13 protein-coding genes are annotated in these 18,438 nt (G+C 65.8%); 8 read left to right on the plus strand and 5 right to left on the minus strand.

Features of this window, described 5'->3' with window-relative positions; all coding sequences use genetic code 11:
• Positions 1 to 59: 59 nt before the first annotated feature.
• The gene (locus AKJ09_RS21955; protein WP_146649168.1) at positions 60 to 410 is read right to left on the minus strand and encodes a 4Fe-4S dicluster domain-containing protein; all 351 of its coding nucleotides are present in this window, start codon (positions 408 to 410) and stop codon (positions 60 to 62) included.
• 163 nt (positions 411 to 573) lie between these two features.
• Between AKJ09_RS21955 and AKJ09_RS21960 the strand changes: the two genes are divergently transcribed.
• From AKJ09_RS21960 to AKJ09_RS21975, 4 genes are all read left to right on the plus strand, one after another.
• On the plus strand, positions 574 to 3,624 hold the full coding sequence (locus tag AKJ09_RS21960) for an RHS repeat domain-containing protein (protein WP_146649169.1): 3,051 nt from the start codon (positions 574 to 576) through the stop codon (positions 3,622 to 3,624).
• A 225-nt stretch (positions 3,625 to 3,849) separates the two neighbouring features.
• Positions 3,850 to 4,860: a hypothetical protein gene (locus tag AKJ09_RS21965; RefSeq protein ID WP_146649170.1), complete on the plus strand. Its 1,011-nt coding sequence runs from the start codon at positions 3,850 to 3,852 to the stop codon at positions 4,858 to 4,860.
• A 163-nt stretch (positions 4,861 to 5,023) separates the two neighbouring features.
• Positions 5,024 to 5,650, plus strand: a complete 627-nt coding sequence (locus AKJ09_RS21970) for a hypothetical protein (protein WP_205633762.1) — start codon at positions 5,024 to 5,026, stop codon at positions 5,648 to 5,650.
• Positions 5,651 to 5,752: 102 nt separating this feature from the next.
• The gene (locus AKJ09_RS21975; protein ID WP_146649172.1) at positions 5,753 to 6,574 is read left to right on the plus strand and encodes a crotonase/enoyl-CoA hydratase family protein; all 822 of its coding nucleotides are present in this window, start codon (positions 5,753 to 5,755) and stop codon (positions 6,572 to 6,574) included.
• Between the two features lie 35 nt (positions 6,575 to 6,609).
• Here AKJ09_RS21975 and AKJ09_RS21980 read toward each other — a convergent pair whose 3' ends face one another.
• Positions 6,610 to 6,849, minus strand: coding sequence for a hypothetical protein (locus AKJ09_RS21980; protein ID WP_146649173.1), 240 nt, complete (start codon positions 6,847 to 6,849; stop codon positions 6,610 to 6,612).
• Between the two features lie 326 nt (positions 6,850 to 7,175).
• On the opposite strand from AKJ09_RS21980, the gene AKJ09_RS21985 reads away from it, so the two are divergent.
• Together AKJ09_RS21985 and AKJ09_RS21990 are read left to right on the plus strand one after the other, a co-directional pair.
• Entirely contained in the window at positions 7,176 to 8,984 is a 1,809-nt protein-coding gene (locus tag AKJ09_RS21985) for a protein-arginine deiminase family protein (RefSeq protein ID WP_146649174.1), read from the plus strand.
• Entirely contained in the window at positions 8,981 to 9,919 is a 939-nt protein-coding gene (locus AKJ09_RS21990) for a HEAT repeat domain-containing protein (RefSeq protein WP_169927743.1), read from the plus strand. Before AKJ09_RS21985 ends, AKJ09_RS21990 begins: the two co-directional genes overlap by 4 nt.
• Before the next feature lie 219 nt (positions 9,920 to 10,138).
• Here the strand turns inward: AKJ09_RS21990 and AKJ09_RS21995 are convergent, their stop codons facing one another.
• Entirely contained in the window at positions 10,139 to 11,173 is a 1,035-nt protein-coding gene (locus AKJ09_RS21995) for a carboxypeptidase-like regulatory domain-containing protein (RefSeq protein ID WP_205633763.1), read from the minus strand.
• A 45-nt stretch (positions 11,174 to 11,218) separates the two neighbouring features.
• Positions 11,219 to 12,118, minus strand: a complete 900-nt coding sequence (locus AKJ09_RS22000) for a LysR family transcriptional regulator (RefSeq protein ID WP_146649177.1) — start codon at positions 12,116 to 12,118, stop codon at positions 11,219 to 11,221.
• A 247-nt stretch (positions 12,119 to 12,365) separates the two neighbouring features.
• On the opposite strand from AKJ09_RS22000, the gene AKJ09_RS22005 reads away from it, so the two are divergent.
• Positions 12,366 to 15,533 (plus strand): efflux RND transporter permease subunit, encoded by a 3,168-nt coding sequence (locus AKJ09_RS22005; protein ID WP_146649178.1) that lies wholly within the window; start codon positions 12,366 to 12,368, stop codon positions 15,531 to 15,533.
• A 2-nt stretch (positions 15,534 to 15,535) separates the two neighbouring features.
• The gene (locus AKJ09_RS22010) at positions 15,536 to 16,873 is read left to right on the plus strand and encodes an efflux RND transporter periplasmic adaptor subunit (RefSeq protein WP_146649179.1); all 1,338 of its coding nucleotides are present in this window, start codon (positions 15,536 to 15,538) and stop codon (positions 16,871 to 16,873) included.
• Positions 16,874 to 16,877: 4 nt separating this feature from the next.
• Here the strand turns inward: AKJ09_RS22010 and AKJ09_RS22015 are convergent, their stop codons facing one another.
• A complete protein-coding gene (locus AKJ09_RS22015; protein WP_146649180.1) occupies positions 16,878 to 18,428 on the minus strand; it encodes a hypothetical protein in 1,551 nt (516 codons plus the stop codon).
• Positions 18,429 to 18,438: the final 10 nt, after the last annotated feature.

Below are 18,438 nucleotides of genomic sequence, written 5' to 3' on the forward strand. Positions count from 1 at the left end.
CCCCTGCTGCAACGATTGCCGCCGGAGAACGCCCGCGAAGGGTGGGACGATTCCCGCCTCTAAATATTCGGTCGAGCTTCGAGCCGGATGGCGCGTTCGGGGCAGACGACCACGCAAAGCCCGCAGGCCCGGCACGCGTCGGCCCGCGGCGTGTACGCGGTGAGACGCCCGTGCACGCGGCTCTTGATCTTGGCGAGGAACCCGAGCTTCGCGAAGTCGTGGTCGTCCATGCGGCGCACTTCGAAGACGTCTTGCGGACACACGTCGATGCAGTCGCGTTTTCCCTCGCAGCGCGCGCGATCGACGATGGGAAGGAACTCGCGCGGCTCGGCGCGGCACTCTTCGCCGGGGCGCGCGGGATCCTTGGCGGCACGCCGTGCTTTTTCTGTGTCGCGGACGGGCTTGGGCATGGACGCATCGGATGCCCGAACGCCCTGAAATGCGTGGACCTTTACATTTCGTTACGTGTCGTTCGGCGTGGGCCGAGGCAGGCGGGCCGATCGGTGCGCGGGGATTTCAGACTTGTAGAAGGCCATTCGGATTCGAAACGATGGGCTCTGCTGGAGGGGGTTCATGCCGGATGTGCGTGTGCGGGTTCGTCCGTTCCTGATGCTCGTTTCGCTCGGTGCGCTCGTCGCCTGCACCACATCGAGCCTTCCTTCGGACGACCCGGGAAGCTGGGAAGGTTCGACGGTCGTTCGGGAGCTAGAGGGCGCTCGTGGCATTCCGCATCAGGACGTTTCGAACGGATCAGCGGCCACGGCCGGCGGCGAGATTCGGGCAGCCACCGTGGGTCTGACCTTGGCTCCCGGCACGGTACAGAACGGCTTCACCGGCGACCTCGTCACCTGGAAAGACACCGCCGCGCAGACTCGCACGGCGTTTCTCGTCGCTCCCGGCCCCGACGCGGCGGGCGCGTACGGGGGTTACCTTCGCTCCTTCACCTATGGCACGGGCGCTGCCGCGCGGAGCATCGGTCCGAGCTCCGGCGAGATTGGTTTCGGTCTCGTCTACGCGCAGCGCTCGAGCGACTACGACACGATCTCTTCGAGGTACGTGCAAAGCACGCGAACAGTCACGAGCCTCGGTTCGAACCACGCCGTCATCCAGTACGTCTTCCCCGTCTTGAAGACCTCGTCGGGGTCGATCACGCCGGTCAAGGCCACGGTCCAGTGGACGTTCGTGGCGGGCCGCGACCATCCGCTCTTCGACATCACCTACGACTCGACCTCGGCAGGTGTGGACGTCGTCGAGCTCGACACGAAGACGCCTTACGGTGGTCTCGAGTTCACCGGCACGTCGGGCACGACGGTCGACGGCATCGGTTGGGGAGACCAACGCAAATTCGTCACCACGTCGTCGCCGGTCACGTTGCAGTCGACCTGGGATTACACCGCCACGAACCTCGTGCCGTACGTGCACGCATGGAACGATGCGAAGAATGCCGAGATGGGGCTCGTGCAGAGCGAGCGCACGGCACGTCACGATGCGGGCTACGGCTGGTTCTACGGCAACTGGGGGCACACGAGCGCGAACCGTGTGGTCGACGGCGGAACGCCTGCGGGGCAGGTGATGCCTGCGAATTGGAACTGGCCCTTCTTGCTCCACCAGTACGACCTGCCCGACACCACGAAGAAGCGCATGGGCTGGGGCATGAACTACGGCGCGGTCGGCAAGACCTCGGCGTGGAAGTACGGCTACACGGGCACGTACGGCGGCTGGCCGTACGAGAGCTACGGCGTGTTCTTGGTGCTCGGCCCGAAGGCGTCGGTCGCCGCGCAGATCGCGCAGAGCGAGAGCTTGACCGGCGCCACCCTCACGGCGTCACGAGGCACGGTGGTGACGAGCGGTCCCGGCGGCGCGGGCCGAACCGATTCGGTCGCGTATTCGCCCGCCGGTTACGATCCGCTCTACGCGACGTTCGACGTGCAGACGGAAGCGAGCTCCGGGGCGGTGGTGATGACGTTCGATCCGAAGTCGACGTCGATCACGAATCCGGTCTTTCGCATCGTCGGCTATCCACTCGCGAACGATCCGACGGGGGTGAGACTCGGGACGACGTCCCTCGTGCAGGGCACCGATTACGAAGTCTCGCGCGATGGCACGGCGCTCTGGTTCATTCTGAAGAAGACCGTGACGGGCGTGGTCACGCTCGGGATGAACGAAGTCGCCTCGCCGCCTCCCGTCGCCTGGCCCGGCGTCGCGATCGACGGCGCTCAGAACGTGGGCGGCTACCTCAGCGACGTCTATCGCTGGCGCGACAGCCAGAACAAGGAGCGCAGCGCAGCGCTGGTTCGCAACGACGCGGTCGATCCCGCGGGCCTCTACGGCGGTTACATCCGGCGCTTCACGTACGTGAAGAGCGACGGCACGACCCTCACGGCAGTGGGCGGCCACAAGCCCGAGCACCCGGGCTTCGGCTACACGCTCCATCACCAAAACGGCGGTCAGGATCGCGACACGCTCTCGAGCCGTCGTGCGCCAGGCACGTATCGTCAGGTGTTCGTAGGCACGCACCACGCGATGCACGAGTACTCGTGGAACGTTCTCCGCACGCAGGGCGAGCCACCTTCCTACCCTCAGCAAGACAAGCCCATCAAGATCGTCATCCGCTGGCTCTTCTCGACGGCGCAAGACGCCGTCACGTGGGCGCACACGATCGACACGAGCGGAATGGGACCGAACGGCTTCTTCGGCGACGACCGATCACCGGCCGGCGAGCTCGCCTTCGACGGTGTCGACGGCCCTGCGTCGGGTGTGGGGTGGGGCGATCGCTATCGCTTCAAGACCACGTCGACGTCGCTGTCGTTCTCGTCGAACTGGGATTACGCGCAGACGAACCGCGTGCCCTACGTGCAGATGTGGAGCAATCCGCAGAATGCCGAGATGGGCGCGGCGCAGACCTGGGACTGGCAACACAAGGACGCCGGGCAGGGGTGGCTCTATCCGAACTGGGGCCACACCAGCGCGAACAGGCTGATCACGGCCGGCACGCCCACCTCGCAGACGATGCCCGTCGACTGGAACTGGACCTATCAGCTCAACCAGTTCGAGCTTCCCTTCGACCCGAACGGCAAGCGCATCGCGTGGAGCACGCCGATGGGCTCGACGGGACAGACCTCGTACTCCGCCTACGGTGACGACAAAACGTCGAGCGGATATCCGTACACGCTCCGCACCGTCCGCGTGGTGCTGGGCGCGAAGGGCGTGACCAGCGCCGAGGTCGATCAGGTCGCGCGTTCGCTCGACGTCGTTCTCAGCGCTGTCGAGGGCACGGTGGTCACGAGCGGTCCCAAGGGATTCGGCGGCGCCGCGCTCGTGAACGAGTCCTTCGCTCCGGCGGGATGGGATCACGTCTACGGCGTCTTCGAGCTCGTGGCATCGTCGGCGAGTGCGGTGCGCTTCACGATGAGCACGAATGATCAGGATCTCGTGCGCCCCATGTTCCGCATCCGCAATTGGACGGCTGCGGTTCCGCAGGCGATGCGCCTTGGCACGCAGACCCTCGGGAAGGACGTCGACTTCTTCCCCTCGGTGGTCACGAACGAGGGCCAGCGCGAGCTTTGGCTCACGCTCAATCGCACCGTGCATGGTCCGATCGAGCTCGCCATCGGCACGCCATGAACCGGAGTGCACGGAGTCCAGCTTCGCTGGACGGAGTCCACGGAGGTCCAAGAGGACTCGGCGGAGGCCGAGCCGCATTGAACGTGATGCCGGAAGGCCGCAGCGAGCCCACGTCGATCCATGAGAGGCGATGTGAGCTCGCCAACGGCATGGCTGAAATCACGACGAATTCGTGATCGGCGGCAACGGATTGCGGACGGAACGTCCCTTGCTGGAGTGCTCTTCATGAGCGCAGACACGGAAGGCAAGGCTCGTCCCTCGGCACCCGCAGCGCCTGCCTCGCCTGCCTCGCCTGCCTCGCCTGCCTCGCTTGCCTCCGTGCGCGGCGTGCCGAGTGTTCCGCGTCCTGGGATTCCTCGACCGACCGCGCGTGCCGAAAGGGCGGCACCGCCCGTCTCCACGCCGTCGCGCGCTCCTCTCTCGACTCCTCCGAGCGCTCCTCGCTCGTCGAGCATGCCGCCTCCGGTCTCGCGGCCGGTCCCGATCGCGCGCGATCGCGCCCCCACGCTCGATCTCGAAGACGAGGAGATGGTGGAAGAGCCTCCGCCCGCAGCCGTCACGAAACCGGCGCCGCCCGTCTCGAGTCGTCCGACCGTGCCTGCCGTGAAGCCGGCTCCTCCGCTCCCGGTGCCGGCGTTCGTACCGCCGCCCGTCTTCACGCCGCCGCCGCCCTCGTCGATTCCCGTGCCGATCGCGAGCGGGCCCGCGCCGATTCGCGCGCCGAGCGTGCCGCGCGCCCCGTCGCTGCTCGACCCGATGGATATGCTCTTCGAAGGAATGTACGAGCTGAACTTCGCGGAGACCGCATCGGACGCCGCAGGCGTGTGCGCCGAAGTCCTGGCCAGCGCCCTCTTCGCGCGGTCGGTGGTCGTGCATGCCCATGATCTCGGTCGTCGAGAGATCCGCGCGATCGGTGCGTCGGGTCAGACGAGCCCGGGACTTCTCGGTTCGTTCGAGTCGAGCGACGACGACTTCCTTGGGTCGGCCGTCGTCTGCAACCTGCGGCCCGTGACGATGCGCTGGGACGGCGAGCTTCCGCGTCTGGCCCCGCGTCGCTTCCACGGCATGGGCGCACCGCGCACGGTGATCGCCGTACCAGCGATCGCGTGGGGACGCTGCGTGGCGATCATCGAGATCGTCGATCCCGACGAGCGCTACATGGCGCGCGTTGCCGACGCCGCTGCGTACGTGGCCGAGCGATTCGCTCAGTTCCTTTCGCATCGCGCCGCGGCCTGACGAGCACTGCGCACGGAAGCTCGAAGTACGACCCGCGCCGCAGTAGGCGGGGGCATGTCGACTGCACCATCGACCCTCGATGGCGCGAGCTACGGATGCGCTTCGAGCTTTGCTCGCTTTTACGTTCATGGCGTCTTGCGTTGCTGGAACAGCGCGCGAAGCGATGGCCGATGCGAACGATGGCAAGCCCGAGCAGACGAGTCCGCCACGACGTGACGAACCACGTCGTTGGTTCACGATCACGATCAATCCACTCGCCATTGCGTGCGCGCGCTACGGCGGCAACATCGAGTTCGTGCCGCTGCGCCATCACGCCTTCATCGCGAGCGGCTACTTGCAGACGTTTCCGGTCGCTCTGATTCGCGACATCACCGCGCGCCCGGAGCTCGCCGACAACACGCCGACGGCCTTCGGCGGAGAGCTCGGCTACCGTTTTTACTCGGGCAGTAGCGGCGCCGACGGCTTCTTCATCGGCCCTTCGTTCGTCATGATGCCGCTCGCCTATCTGCGTCTCCAACCGAACGCACTCTCACGCGTCGCGACGCAGCGGTCGGTCGAGGGGATCGAGCGCGCGCTGGAAGGCTCGGTGGAGGCCGTGCCCTACCAGACCTTCGGTGCGGCACTCGACATCGGCGGCCAGATGGTGACGAGCTCCGGCTTCACCATCGGAGGTGGCATCGGCATTACCTATCTCTCGTACACCCTCCCGTCCGATGCCGCTCGCCTGCCGCTCGACTTCACGCCACACATCGTCCCGCGTGTCCTCTTCTCGACGGGCTGGTCGTTCTGATCAGAGCGGGACCGTTCGCGGTCGATGAATCGGATCGGCGCGTGAGCGACGAGGCCCGAAATTCACGGTCCGCGCAAGGGTCGCGGCGGTAGGATGGCCGCCATGGCTTCCTACGAATCGATGACGGTCGAGATCGCGGATGGCGTGGCCGAGGTGTGCCTCACCGGGCCGGGCAAGGGCAATGCGATGGGCTCGGCGTTCTTCCGCGAACTGCCCGTCGTCTTCGATGCCCTCGATCGCGATCCGCTCGTGCGCGCTGTCGTGCTGCGCGGTTCGGGTGGCCAATTCAGCTACGGGCTCGACTTGAAGAACATGATGGGTGAGCTCATGGGCCACGTTGCGCCCGGCAATCTCGCTGCCGAGCGCCTGCGGCTCCTCGACTTCATCGGCGAGCTCCAGCGAGGCCCCGATGCCGTCGAGCGGTGCAGAAAGCCCGTCATCGCTGCGATCGCCGGCGCGTGCATCGGCGGCGGCGTGGACGTGATCGCCGCATGCGATCTCCGCATCGCGTCGCGCGATGCACGGTTCAGTGTGCGCGAGGTCAAAGTCGCCATCGTCGCCGACCTCGGCAGTCTGCAGCGCCTCCCGCGCATCATTGGCCACGGCCACACGCGCGAGCTTGCGTTCACCGGCAAGGACATCGACGCCGAACGCGCACTGCGCATCGGGCTCGTCAACGACGTCTACGACACCGAGGCGGACTTGCTCGCCGCCGCGCGCGCCATGGCTCGCGAGATCGCCGCCAACCCGCCTCACGTCGTGCAGGGCGTCAAACAGGTGCTCGCCTACAGCGAGGACAAGAGCATCGCCGAAGGCAATCGCTACGTCGCGCTGTGGAACTCGGCGTTTCTTGCTTCGCAGGATCTCGGCGAGGCGATGCAGGCCTTCGCGGAGAAACGCCCGCCGCGCTTCACCGGGAAGTGATCCCCATGCTCTAGGGCACCGAACAGTTTCGTGCCCTAGGGCGCCGGGGCTTCGCCGCGGAGGCCGCGCAGCGCTTCGATCCCACGCGCGGTGACGCGCACCCACGCGTCGCCGTCGCCCTCGTCCTGCGTCTCGACGAGGCCCGCGACCACGAGCGCTTCGAGGTCCTCGTACTCGTCGTCTTCGATGTCTTCCGTCGACAGCCCGCCATCCTCTTCGTCGGCGCGGTGAACGACCTGGAGCAACGCGTGTTGAGACGGCGTGAGAGTCGGCATGGTCGTCCACGAGGGTTAACCGTGCGCTCGTCGACGCGCCATGCCGAGGGTCGTCGCTGCGGTCTAGCTCAGCCATATCGCGACGATCTTTTGCGATGCGTCATTCGTCTCCTTCCCGCCTCGCGGCGCGCAGCTGCCTGAAACTCCGAGCGTCAAGCTTCGAACGGGCGCTTACTGGGGGCGTTCGAGAAGTGTCGCAGCGATCTACGTATCGTCGCGATTCACCGCAATTTCGTGCGGACCTGGGTCATGGTCGGACATTTGCAACTGAGTGATCTTCGGTCGTAGGGCGCTCGCGCCCAGCACGCGAGGAGTGACGTTTGGTCATGAGACGAATCGACGCCGTCTTGCTCGGAGCTTTGCTCGTCACTGCCTGCGGTGCGTCCGATGACGGACAAACCGCATCGGGCAAGTCCAAGACTGACCCGAGCAGTGCAGGGTCGAAGATCCTCGCGGACATCCGTGCGGACTCGAACCGTGACGGCAAGGTCTCGTTCGACGACGAGAGCGACGGCGACAAGACGACCTGGAACGAGAAGGTCGGCGCCGTGTTCCTCGCGAACATCGACGACGACGAGGTCGCCTGCAAGATGGCGAAGACGGACCTCGATCTGCCGACGTGCAACGACGCCGCGGACGAGGTGATCAACGGCGCGGACGACTTGCTCGACCTCGCTCCGATCAAGACCAAACCGTGGCCGAACGCACCGGACGATGCGACGGCGACGATCGCGGTCGACCTTCCGGACCCCGTTCGCATCTTCAAGCGTGTCGGCGAAGGCGCGACCGATTTCGAGGTCCTTACCGAGGACCCGCTGACCGCCGACGAGATCCGTAACGGCATCGAGCTCGCGATCGAGGCCAAGGACATCGTTCGCGACTCGGACGCATGGGATGGTCGCGTCACCGTGACCTTCACCGTGACGACGTCGGAAGGCGAAGCGAAGGACTCGGTGAAGCTTCGCGTTTCGCCCGTCATGACGTTCCACCATCTGCTCCAAGCGCAGACGGTCTACGTCACGAACAACGCATCGCCGGGCAATGCGGCGATGCGCAAGGATCTTGCCTCGGCGTGCACGGAAGCCAGCTTGCCCACCCCCATCGAGGTCAAGACCGACGACCCGTGGACGCAGGACTTCTTCGAGACCGCGTACATGGCAATGCCGGGAGCGAACGGCGAGCAGCACGTCATCAACGTGAACTACCGTTCGGCGAACCTCTACAACCCCGGCAACGCCAAGAGCCCTCTTCGCACCGCGGGCCGTTACGCGTTCGAGCTCCGCGGCAAGGACAGCGCGGGCATCCAGCAGTACGACCCCAAGCACTCGCTGGAGATGGACTCGCTCAACTCGTTCGGCAACACGGAGACGATTCCTCCGTTCACGCTGGGCGACAAGAGCTACCCGCTCGGCCGTTTGCTCCGCGGCAAGGTCGACAACTTCTACCCCGACCCGACCTTCACCAAGATGCTCGAGTCGCAGGGCATGCAGCCGCCGGTGTACGTCGACACGTCATGGCTGCTCGTCGGTCACGTCGACGAGACGCTCTCGTTCGTGAAGGCGAAGACGCCGCGGGGATGGGTCCTCCTCGTGAACGATGCCTCGATGGCCAAGAAGATGCTCCAGGACCAGGTCACTGCCGGCCATGGTGACGTGCCGATGTTCGTCGGCATGGAGTGGTACGACGACAACGGCAAGGCGAGCCCGGCGCAGGCGACCATCAGCGAAGTCCTGGCCGATACCGACGTCATGACCGCGAGCGCCGAGGCCGCGACCGAGGTCGACGGTCAGATCGCGAAGATCAAGGCGGAGACCGGGCTGACGGACGACGAGATCATCCACGTCCCGTACCTCCACCACTCGTACCAAGGCGCGTCGGTCGCCTACCAGCCCGGAACCGTCAACGGCATCTACGTGGCCGACGATCGCTTCGTCGCGCCCGCGCCCCACGGCCCCGAGATCGGCGGCACGGATATCTTCCGTCAGAACCTGATCGACACGCTCGCGAAGGTCGGCATCAAGGTCGACTTTGCCGAAGACTGGGACGACTACCACGCCGCGCTCGGCGAGGTTCACTGCGGTTCGAACACGCGCCGCAAGATTCCCGACGTCAAATGGTGGGAGACCGGACGATGATGCGCTCCACGATCAAGACCACGATTGCGCTCGGCGCACTGCTCGGCAGCTTCTTCACCATGGGTCAGGCTTCGGCCAATCCAGGGCTGGCGATCGACGGAAGCAAGGTGCTGCCGGTGAACGTCTCGTCCACGCTTCGCGCGGAGATCTCGCGGGGCCGGACGGCGGATGCGGGCTCGTTCCACGCCGTGAACGATCTCGTTGCCCGTTCGAAGACCATCGATGCGCGTGCGCGCGGGGGCAAGGCGGCGATCTCGCACGCGCTCGCCAAGCTCGGCCCCACGGCGGTGATGCCGATGATCGAGCTCCTCGCGTTCGATGGCCCGGCGGGCTTGCCGGTCGAGCAGTCGCCTGCCGTTCAGCGCGATCTCGTGGAGGCTCTCGGTCTCCTGCGCGATCCTCGCGCGATGCCCGTGCTCGGCAAGATGCTCGAGCGTGATGCCGACTTCACGACCACGCGTACCGTCGCCGAGGCGATCGCACGCATGGATACCGACGAGGCTTCGCAGAAGCTCGTGTCGTCGCTCGCGACGTCGTCGGGGGAGCGCGCCAAGGCGATCCTCGCGGGCATGGGCATGTGCCACAAGACGGTCGTGACGCAGACGCTCGCCGCTCGGCTTGCCGCCCGTCCCGACGACGCTACGGCGATCCTCGTCGTGAAGTCGCTCGGCCACGCCGGCAATGCGTGGGGCTGGAAGACGCTCGCGGATCGCACGGACGAGAACGAGGTTCGTGGAGCGGCTGCCAAGGCGCTCGTCGACGCCTACGTCACGTACACCGGCTCCGCGCGCGAGGCCGCGGCCAAGGCGCTCCTCGTCGTCGACGCACCGAACACGAGCTCGCTCATCCAGAACGCGAAGAGCTCGGCATCGCCCGAAGCGCGCACCGCCCTTGACGCTCTCGCCACGCGCGTCGCGCACAACCCCACTCGGTAGTGTGCCCGTAGCGGAGCCCTCCACGGGGCCCCGAGCGAAGGCTTTGAGAGACGAAGACGGGTGTAGGTCGCCACACGGCGAGCGGTGGGTTCTTCGTCGCGCTCCTAGCGCGACGCGCCGTAGGCGACCCGCCGCGGGCAGCTGAGGGGGAGGCTCGAAACCGAAGGTTTCAAGGGGGAGCGAAGCTCCCCACAAGGGGGAGCGAAGCTCCCCACAAGCCTAACGCGTGAGCTGCACTTCGAGGGTCTTCGTGTCGCCCTCGACGAGCACGATCTCGCGCTGCGTCGTTTTGTAGCCGGTGGCCTGAGTGACCACGCGGTACGTACCGGGATTGACCGGACGGGCGATGCCGATCAGATCGGTCGGCATCACCTTGCCGTTGATCTGCACGACGAGGTTTCGGAGCGTGCTCGGCGAGGGATTGATCTGGATGCGCATCGTGGGGATGCGTTGGCGGAGCGCCGCGAGCGATTGACGGCCGCTCTCTTGCGCCTGCTTGAAGGCGTCAGGCGCTTGCGGCGAGAGGTTCGCGTGCGCGAGCGTCTCGTAGTTCTCCTGCGCCTCGATGAGCTTGCCGACGGAGACCTGGCAATCGGCGAGATGCTGCAAGTGCGTGGGCGCGTCGAAGAGGCGCTGCGCGATTTCGAAGCGTCCGATCGCGTGGGTGCAGTCGCCCTTGTCCGCGAGCTCGACGCCCTCGAGGAACGCAGCGCGCGCTGTGGCCTTGCGCTCGGACTCGCTCATCTCGGGGCGCGGGGGCGCGGTGTTCGACGAGGCCGAGGGCGAGGCACCCGCGCCAACCGGCATTCCTGGTGGTAGGCGCGCACCATAGTTAGGGCCGCCAGGGCCGAGAGGTTCGAGCTTCGCGTGGTGGACGCGCTCGACGTTGTTCCATGCGCCGCTCGCGCCGTCGGCGATGAGCGGGATGCAGAGCAGGACGGGAATCGCGCACGTGAGGATGTCCCACGTCAGCCATGCACCGTTCTTCGACTTCTTCACGACGCTGCGATGGTCGGCGTAGCCGGGCTTCGTCACCGCAACGTACGTGGTGCCGGCGCGAGGAACCTGGATGACGGCGGGCGTTGGTTGCCCTTGCGGCACTTCCTTCAGGAAGATCTGCGCGCCGTCGGGGTCGCTCTCGAACTGCACCGGAGGAGCACTGCTCCTGAAGACGGCCGCGCAGCCCGACGTGAGGCCGGACGAAAGCGCCAGGACCGCAACCATCACGAAACGACCTAGCCCAACCGCACGCATCGATCGGCAACCTAGCTGGTCCGTCTCGCCGACACCAGATGGCGCTCAGGTTGCCTTCTTACGCCTGTTTTTCAGGGCGAATGCACGCACGACCTCGAGGAACTCCTCGAGCACCGCCGAGCGGTTGTCGCGCAGCCACACCGCCAGGAGCGCCGTCTGCGGATTGCCCACGATGGGCCGCAAGACGATCCCCGCGCGCCTGAGACTGCGGAGCGACGACGGAAGGACGGAGACGCCAAAGCCCGCCGCGACGAGGCTCACGATGTCGAGCTGAGGGGCCTCCTGCACGATGCGCGGCGTGAAGCCCGCATCACGGAACAACCGCATGAGGTGATCGAAGTAGCCGGGACCGCGCGGGCGAGGGAAGAGCACGAACGACTCGCGGGCGAGCGCGGAGAGCGGGATGCGCGACTTCGAGGCAAGCGCATGACCTTCCGGCAACGCGACGAGGAGCGGCTCCTGACGGACGAGCTCCGTGGCGAGCATCGGATCGTCGACGGGGGGCCTCACGAAGCCGATGTCGACGCGCCCTGCGTGAATCTCGTCGACCTGGTGTTGAGGAGGAAGCTCACGCAGTGCGACCTCCACCTGCGGGAACCTCGCGCGGAAGGCACGCAAGAGCTCGGTGAGGCCGCTGTACGCGAGCGACGACGGATACGACACCATGATGCGACCGCTCTCGCCGTGGCTCGCACGCTTGGCCTCGTGCACCGCGAGGTCGACCGCTTCGAAAAGTTTTCGAGCGTGACGGAGTAGAACGACGCCCGCAGGCGTTAGCTCCACCCTCCGATTCGAGCGATCGAAAAGAGCGAAGCCGAGCTCCTTCTCGAGCGCCTGGATCTGTCGGCTCAGTGGCGGCTGTGCAATATGAAGACGCTCCGCCGCGCGACCGAAGTGTCTCTCCTCGGCAACGGTGGCGAAGTAGCGAAGGTGGCGCAGATCCATGCAGGTGGAGCGTGTTCGGGTGAACCGTCGTCGTTGGCGGACGAAACCTTGCTCAGCGCCGACGAACGGAGAGTGAACGCAACGAGTCGTCGCGAACTGTCGTTAAAAAGGACGCGAAACCCAGCAGGTTTGGTGGCTCGATACCTTAAAGGTATCGAAGGATGCCGCACAATATATTGGACGCTCCTGTTGCGCGACGCCACAACCCCCAACGGCATCCCAGGCTCCGCAATCGAGACCTTTCCCAATGTGGCTCGTAAGAATCGCACTTAAACGCCCCTACACGTTCATCGTGATGGCGATGCTCATCGTCATCGCGGGCGTTATGTCGATCGTCCGGATGCCCACGGACATCTTCCCGGACATCGACATCCCCGTCATCTCGGTCATCTGGAACTACCAAGGTCTGTCTCCCGAGGAGATGGAGCGGCGCATCGTCACCAACTACGAGCGCACGCTGACCACGACCGTCAACGACATCGAGCACATCGAGAGTCAGTCCCTCACGGGTATCGCGGTCGTCAAAATCTTCTTCCAGCCGGGCGCGCGCATCGAAGCGGCGACCGCGCAGGTCACGGCCGTCTCGCAGTCCGTGCTTCGGCAGATGCCGCCGGGCGCAACGCCGCCGTTCATCATCCGCTATAGCGCGTCGAACGTTCCGATTATCCAGGCCGTCCTCGAGAGCGATTCGCTCAGCGAGCAGCAGCTCTTCGACTACGGAACGAACTTCGTCCGCGCGGATCTCGCGACCGTTCCCGGTACGCAGATCCCGTGGCCGTACGGCGGCAAGCAGCGTCAGATCATGGTCGACCTCGATCCCACGCGTCTCTACGCATGGGGGCTGTCGCCGCGTGACGTCAGCACCGCGCTGTCGAACCAGAACGTCATCCTCCCGACCGGCACGACGAAGATGGGGGCGAACGAGCTTCCCATCGTCCTCAACAGCAGCCCCGAGGCGCTGAAGGACATCGGCGACCTGCCGATCAAGACGGTGCGCGGAACCACGGTCTACGTGCGCGACGTCGCGAGCGTACGCGACGGGTCGTCACCTCAGACGAACATGGTGCACGTCAGCGGCAAACGCTCCGTGCTCATGTCGATCTTGAAGAACGGCGCGGCGAGCACGCTCGAGGTCGCGAACAGCATCAAGACGATGCTGCCGTCCACGTTGGCGAAGCTGCCGAAGGAGCTCAAGGTATCGCTCCTCTTCGATCAGTCGCTCTTCGTGCGTGCCGCGGTCGATGGCGTCGTGAAAGAGGCGGCGATCGCCGCAGGCCTCACGGCGCTCATGATTCTCCTCTTCCTCGGAAGCTGGAGAAGCACGCTCATCGTCGTCATCTCGATTCCGCTCTCGATCCTCGTCTCGATCATCATGCTCGCGGCGCTTGGGCAGAGCCTCAACGTCATGACGCTCGGAGGTATGGCGCTCGCCGTCGGTATCCTCGTCGACGACGCCACGGTCGAGATCGAGAACATCCACCGTCAGATGGGGAAGAACAAACCCCTCATCCAGGCGATCCTCGACGGTGCGCGCGAGATCGCGACGCCGGCCTTCGTCGCGACGCTCTGCATCTGCATCGTCTTCGTGCCGGTCCTGTTCATCACCGGCGCGGCCAAGTCGCTGTTCGTTCCGCTCGCGATGTCCGTCGTCTTCGCGATGATGGTCTCGTACTTCCTCTCGCGAACGCTCGTGCCCACGCTCGTCATGCTTCTCCTCAAGCACGAGAAGCACGGGCATGGTCATCCGGAAGAGCCCAAGAGCATCTTCGGGCGCTTCCACGCCGCGTTCAATCGCTCGTTCGACAAACTCCGCACGGCGTACGGCCGTTGGCTCGCCTGGGCGCTCAGCCATCGTCGCATCGTCGTCCCGGCGTTTCTCGCCTTCGTCGTTCTCTCGGGAGGTCTCATGCCGTTCCTCGGCCGCGACTTCTTCCCGAGCGTCGATGCCGGTCTCATCAAGCTCCACGTCCGTGGCCCGCCGGGCACGCGTATCGAGGAGAGCGAGAAGCGCTTTGCCGCGATCGAAGACACCATCAAGACGGTCATTCCGCCCGAGAGCATCAAGACGATGCTCGACAACATCGGGACGCCGTACTCCGGCATCAACCTCTCGCTCAGCGAGGGTACGTCGATCTCGCCCGCCGACGGCCAGATCCTCATCGCCCTCGAAGAGGATCATGAGCCCACCGCGGGCTACGTGCGCGAGCTACGCAAGAAGCTGGCGGAGAAATATCCCGACACCACCTTCTTCTTCCTCGCACCCGACATCTCGACCCAGGTGCTCAACTTCGGTCTTGCGGCTCCGATCGACGTGCAAGTCGTCGGCGCCGTCGGTAACGAGGAGGCCACCTACGACGTCGCTCGCAAGATTGCCGAGCGCGTGAAGAACATCCCGGGCGCGGCCGACGTGCACCTCGCGCAGGTCCAGCGCGTGCCGCAGCTTCGCGTCGACGTCGATCGCACCATGGCCCGCCAGCAGGGGCTCACGGAGCGAGACATCGCGAGCGACCTTCTCATCTCGCTCTCGTCGAGCTCTCAGGTTTCGCCTGGCTACTGGCTCGATCCCAAGCGCGGCATACAATATCTCGTGGCCGTGCAAACTCCGCAGTACGCGATCGACTCGATCGCAGACGTCGGCACCACGCCGCTGGCGGTCGAGAACAAGGAAACGCAGTTCCTCTCGAACGTCGCGCAGGTCTCGCGCACGACCGGCCCGGCGAACGTCACCCACTTCAACGCCTCGCGTACCTACGACGTTCAGGCCAACGTCGACGGCACCGACCTTGGTTCGGTCGCCGCCGCCGTGAACAAGGTCGTCGACGAGATGCGTCCCACGTTCCCGCGCGGCACCACGGTCCGCATCAAGGGACAGGTGGAGAGCATGGAGTCGTCCTTCCGCGGCTTGGCCTACGGCCTCGTCTTCTCGGTCGTGCTCGTCTATCTGCTCATGGTGGTGAACTTCCAGTCGTGGCTCGACCCGTTCATCATCCTCATGGCCTTGCCGGGTGCCATCGCCGGTATCGCCTGGATGCTCTTCCTCTCGCACACCACCCTCAGCGTTCCTGCGCTGATGGGAGCCATCATGTGCGTCGGTGTCGCGACGGCGAACAGTATTCTCGTCGTCACGTTCGCCAACGGGCAGCGCGCCTACGGACGTGACGCCACAGAGGCAGCTCTCGCCGCAGGAATGACACGTCTTCGTCCGGTCATGATGACCGCGCTCGCCATGATGATTGGTATGCTGCCGATGTCGCTCGGATTGGGCGAAGGCGGAGAGCAGAACGCTCCCCTCGGCCGTGCCGTCATCGGTGGCCTCTTGCTCGCAACCTTCACGACGCTGTTCTTCGTTCCGGTGATGTACAGCCTCCTGCGACGCAAGTCGCCGGCGACCGAACCGGAGCTCCACGGGCTATGACCATGCGCGACGAACATCATCACGAGCGGCACTTGGAACCGGAGGACCAGCGTCACGGTCACGGTCAGCAGCCGTCCGACACCGACGACGACCGCGATCTCGGCTTCGACTTGCCGGAGGCCGCGAAGGTCTCGCCGACGCGCATCGTGGCCCTCGGGGCCGTTGCCCTCGCCGTCATCGGCGCGGCGTTCGTCATCGGCTGGGTGCCCAAGCATCGTTCGAAGCAGGCGCTCGAGACCTCGACCAAGGAAGCGGAGAACGCCCTTCTCCGCGTTCAGGTCGTCACCCCGAAGGCCAAGTCGAGCGATCGCTCCCTCGCGCTTCCCGGCAGCGTGCAGGCGCTCCAGGAGACGACGGTGTTTCCGCGTGCGAGCGGCTACGTGCGCTCGTGGGCGGTCGACATTGGTGACAAGGTCAAGGAGGGCGCCACGCTCGCCGAGATCGACACGCCCGAGCTCGATCAGCAGATCGACCAGGCGCGCGCGCAGCTCGCGCAGGCCCAGGCGGGGCTCGTGCAGGCCAAAGCCAACCACGAGTTCTCGGTCACGAACCTCGATCGCTACAAGCTGCTCACGCCGAAGGGCGTCGCCTCGCAGCAGGAGCTCGACAAGCAGCAGGCGCAGACGCTCGTCGACGACGCGAACGTGAAGGTCGCACAGGCGAACATCGAGGCCCAGCAGGCGAACATGCGTCGCCTCGTGCAGCTCAAGTCGTTCGCGCACGTGACGGCGCCCTTCGGCGGCACCGTCAATGCCCGCTTGATCGAACGCGGCGCGCTCGTTTCGTCGAGTACGCCGCTCTTCAAGATCTCCGAGACCGATCCGGTTCGTGTGTTCGTGCAGGTCCCGCAAGACGTCGCTCCGAGCGTTCGCTCCGACGTCCCCGCGCAGGTTACCGTTCGCGAATACGCGGGTCGTACGTTCCAGGGCAAAGTGGCTCGCTCGGCCGGCGCGCTCGATCCAGGGTCGCGCACGATGAACACCGAGGTCCGCGTCGACAACCCGAAGAACGAGCTGCTCGTCGGCATGTACGCGCAGGTCTCGCTCACCTTGCCGTCGCCCCATCGGGTCTACGAGATCCCCGGCACCGCCGTCCTGCAGGACGCGAATGGCGTGCGCGTGGCTACGGTCGTCGACGGCAAGCTCCACTTGGTTCCCGTCACCATCGAGCGCGATACCGGCACGACGATGGAGATCTCGAGCGGTCTCAACGGCTCCGAGCACGTGGTCAAGCTGGCGAGCGCCGAGCTCGTCGAGGGCCGCGGCGTCGAGGTCGCCACGGAGCCGCCGAAGGAAGGCGCGCCCGCCCCCGCCAAAGAGCCGGCGAAAGAGTCGAAGTAGCGCGCTACTTCGCTTCGATCGACACGCCGAACTTTCCGCCTCGCATCGAGATCGACTCGACGACGACGACGTAGTCGCCGGCCGGGACGTTCTCGAGCGAGAGCGTCGAGGTGTAGCCGCGATCGTCGTCGTTGCAGGCCAGCGCGGCAGTGCCCTGAGCCGCGCAGCTCGGCAAGAGGTAGAGCGCGGTGTCGATCTCGGTCTCGGGCATCGCCGTCGTGATCTTCAGGCTGCTCGCTGCCTTCGCGAGGTGGAGCGGCACGACGCTCTCGGGGCGCCCGGTGGCATCGTTCGAGACGCAGCCTGCCGGCGGATCCCAGAGGCTCGCGCCGCTCGTGAGGCCGAAGGCCTTGGTCATGCCCTTCGCGGGATCGAGCGCGCCTGCCGAGGAGCACTTGGTCGTGCGCAACGGTCCGACGCTCGCGCACTTGTTCGCGACGTCCGGCAAGCCTGGGCTGCACACGCTTCCGCTCGCGCATGCGTCGAACCCGCGGTCGTCGCAGGCCTGACCGTTCGTGCGCGTCGGAACGGCCCCCACGCTCGAGACCACGCGTGCGCTCACGTGCCCGGCGGCGTCGGTGACGGTGGCGGCGACCTTCGGAACCACGCCGTCGAAGCCCGAGCTTGCGATGTTCTCGCGGAAGAAGATCGTGCCCAGGTTGTCGGCGCGCGGATCGAGAGCAATCGAGAAGCGGTCGCGCAGGTCGGGATTCTCGGGATCGCCCGAGAGGTTCACGATCTTGGCATTGCCGGCTGCGTCGAGGAACTCGACGTCGATGCGCGCGACGTCCTGATCGGGCTCGGTTCCGCGAAAGAGCATGCGCGGACTTGCTCCGCGTACATAGGCCAACTGCGAGAGCGTGGGAGCCACGCCGGCGTGACACGTGGCGGGAGCGCCGCCTTCGCTCGCGCACGACATCCCGTCGGCGCAGCGATCGGCGACGAGCGTGGTGTCGCATGCTTCGCCTTCACCACGGATGGCTTGATTGGCGATGTCGGCGATCATCTCGGGGGACTGCTTGCCGCTTTCGTCTTCGAGGACGATGACGGCGCGCGCGATGCGTGAGCCGATCGGGTAGAGACCGGCCTGGACGACGGCGCCCGTGAAGTCCGGCGTTCCGAGCGTGCTCGTGTCGAAACGGAAGCGCCGCCCGTCGGTATCGGCGATGCCGTCCCAGTCCGAGTCGATGGCAATGACGGGGTTGTCGGTCTTGTCGCGAAAGCGCACGAACATCGACGTCGTCTGTTTCGACGAATCGGTGCCTTTGAGTGCAATACGCAGCGAGTCGCCGTTGCGCCCGACCTGCTGCAGTTTGACGGCCTTCAGGGCGAACGTTCGATTTCCGGACGGCGTGTTGGGATCGGTGCTGCCGCCACCGCCGCCGTCTTCCGAAGTCGTGTCGCCGGGCCTCTCGTTCTCGTTCTCGTTCGCGCTCGGTGAGGTGCCGCCATCGTCCGATGCGCCCGCGCCCGAATCACTCGCCGAGCAGCCAAAGGAGGCAATGGCGATGGCAGCGCCAATTCCCGACAACGCGAACCACATCGTCCTTTTCATCGTCTTTTCT

It is taken from the genome of Labilithrix luteola (assembly GCF_001263205.1).
Lineage (GTDB): Bacteria > Myxococcota_A > Polyangia > Polyangiales > Polyangiaceae > Labilithrix > Labilithrix luteola.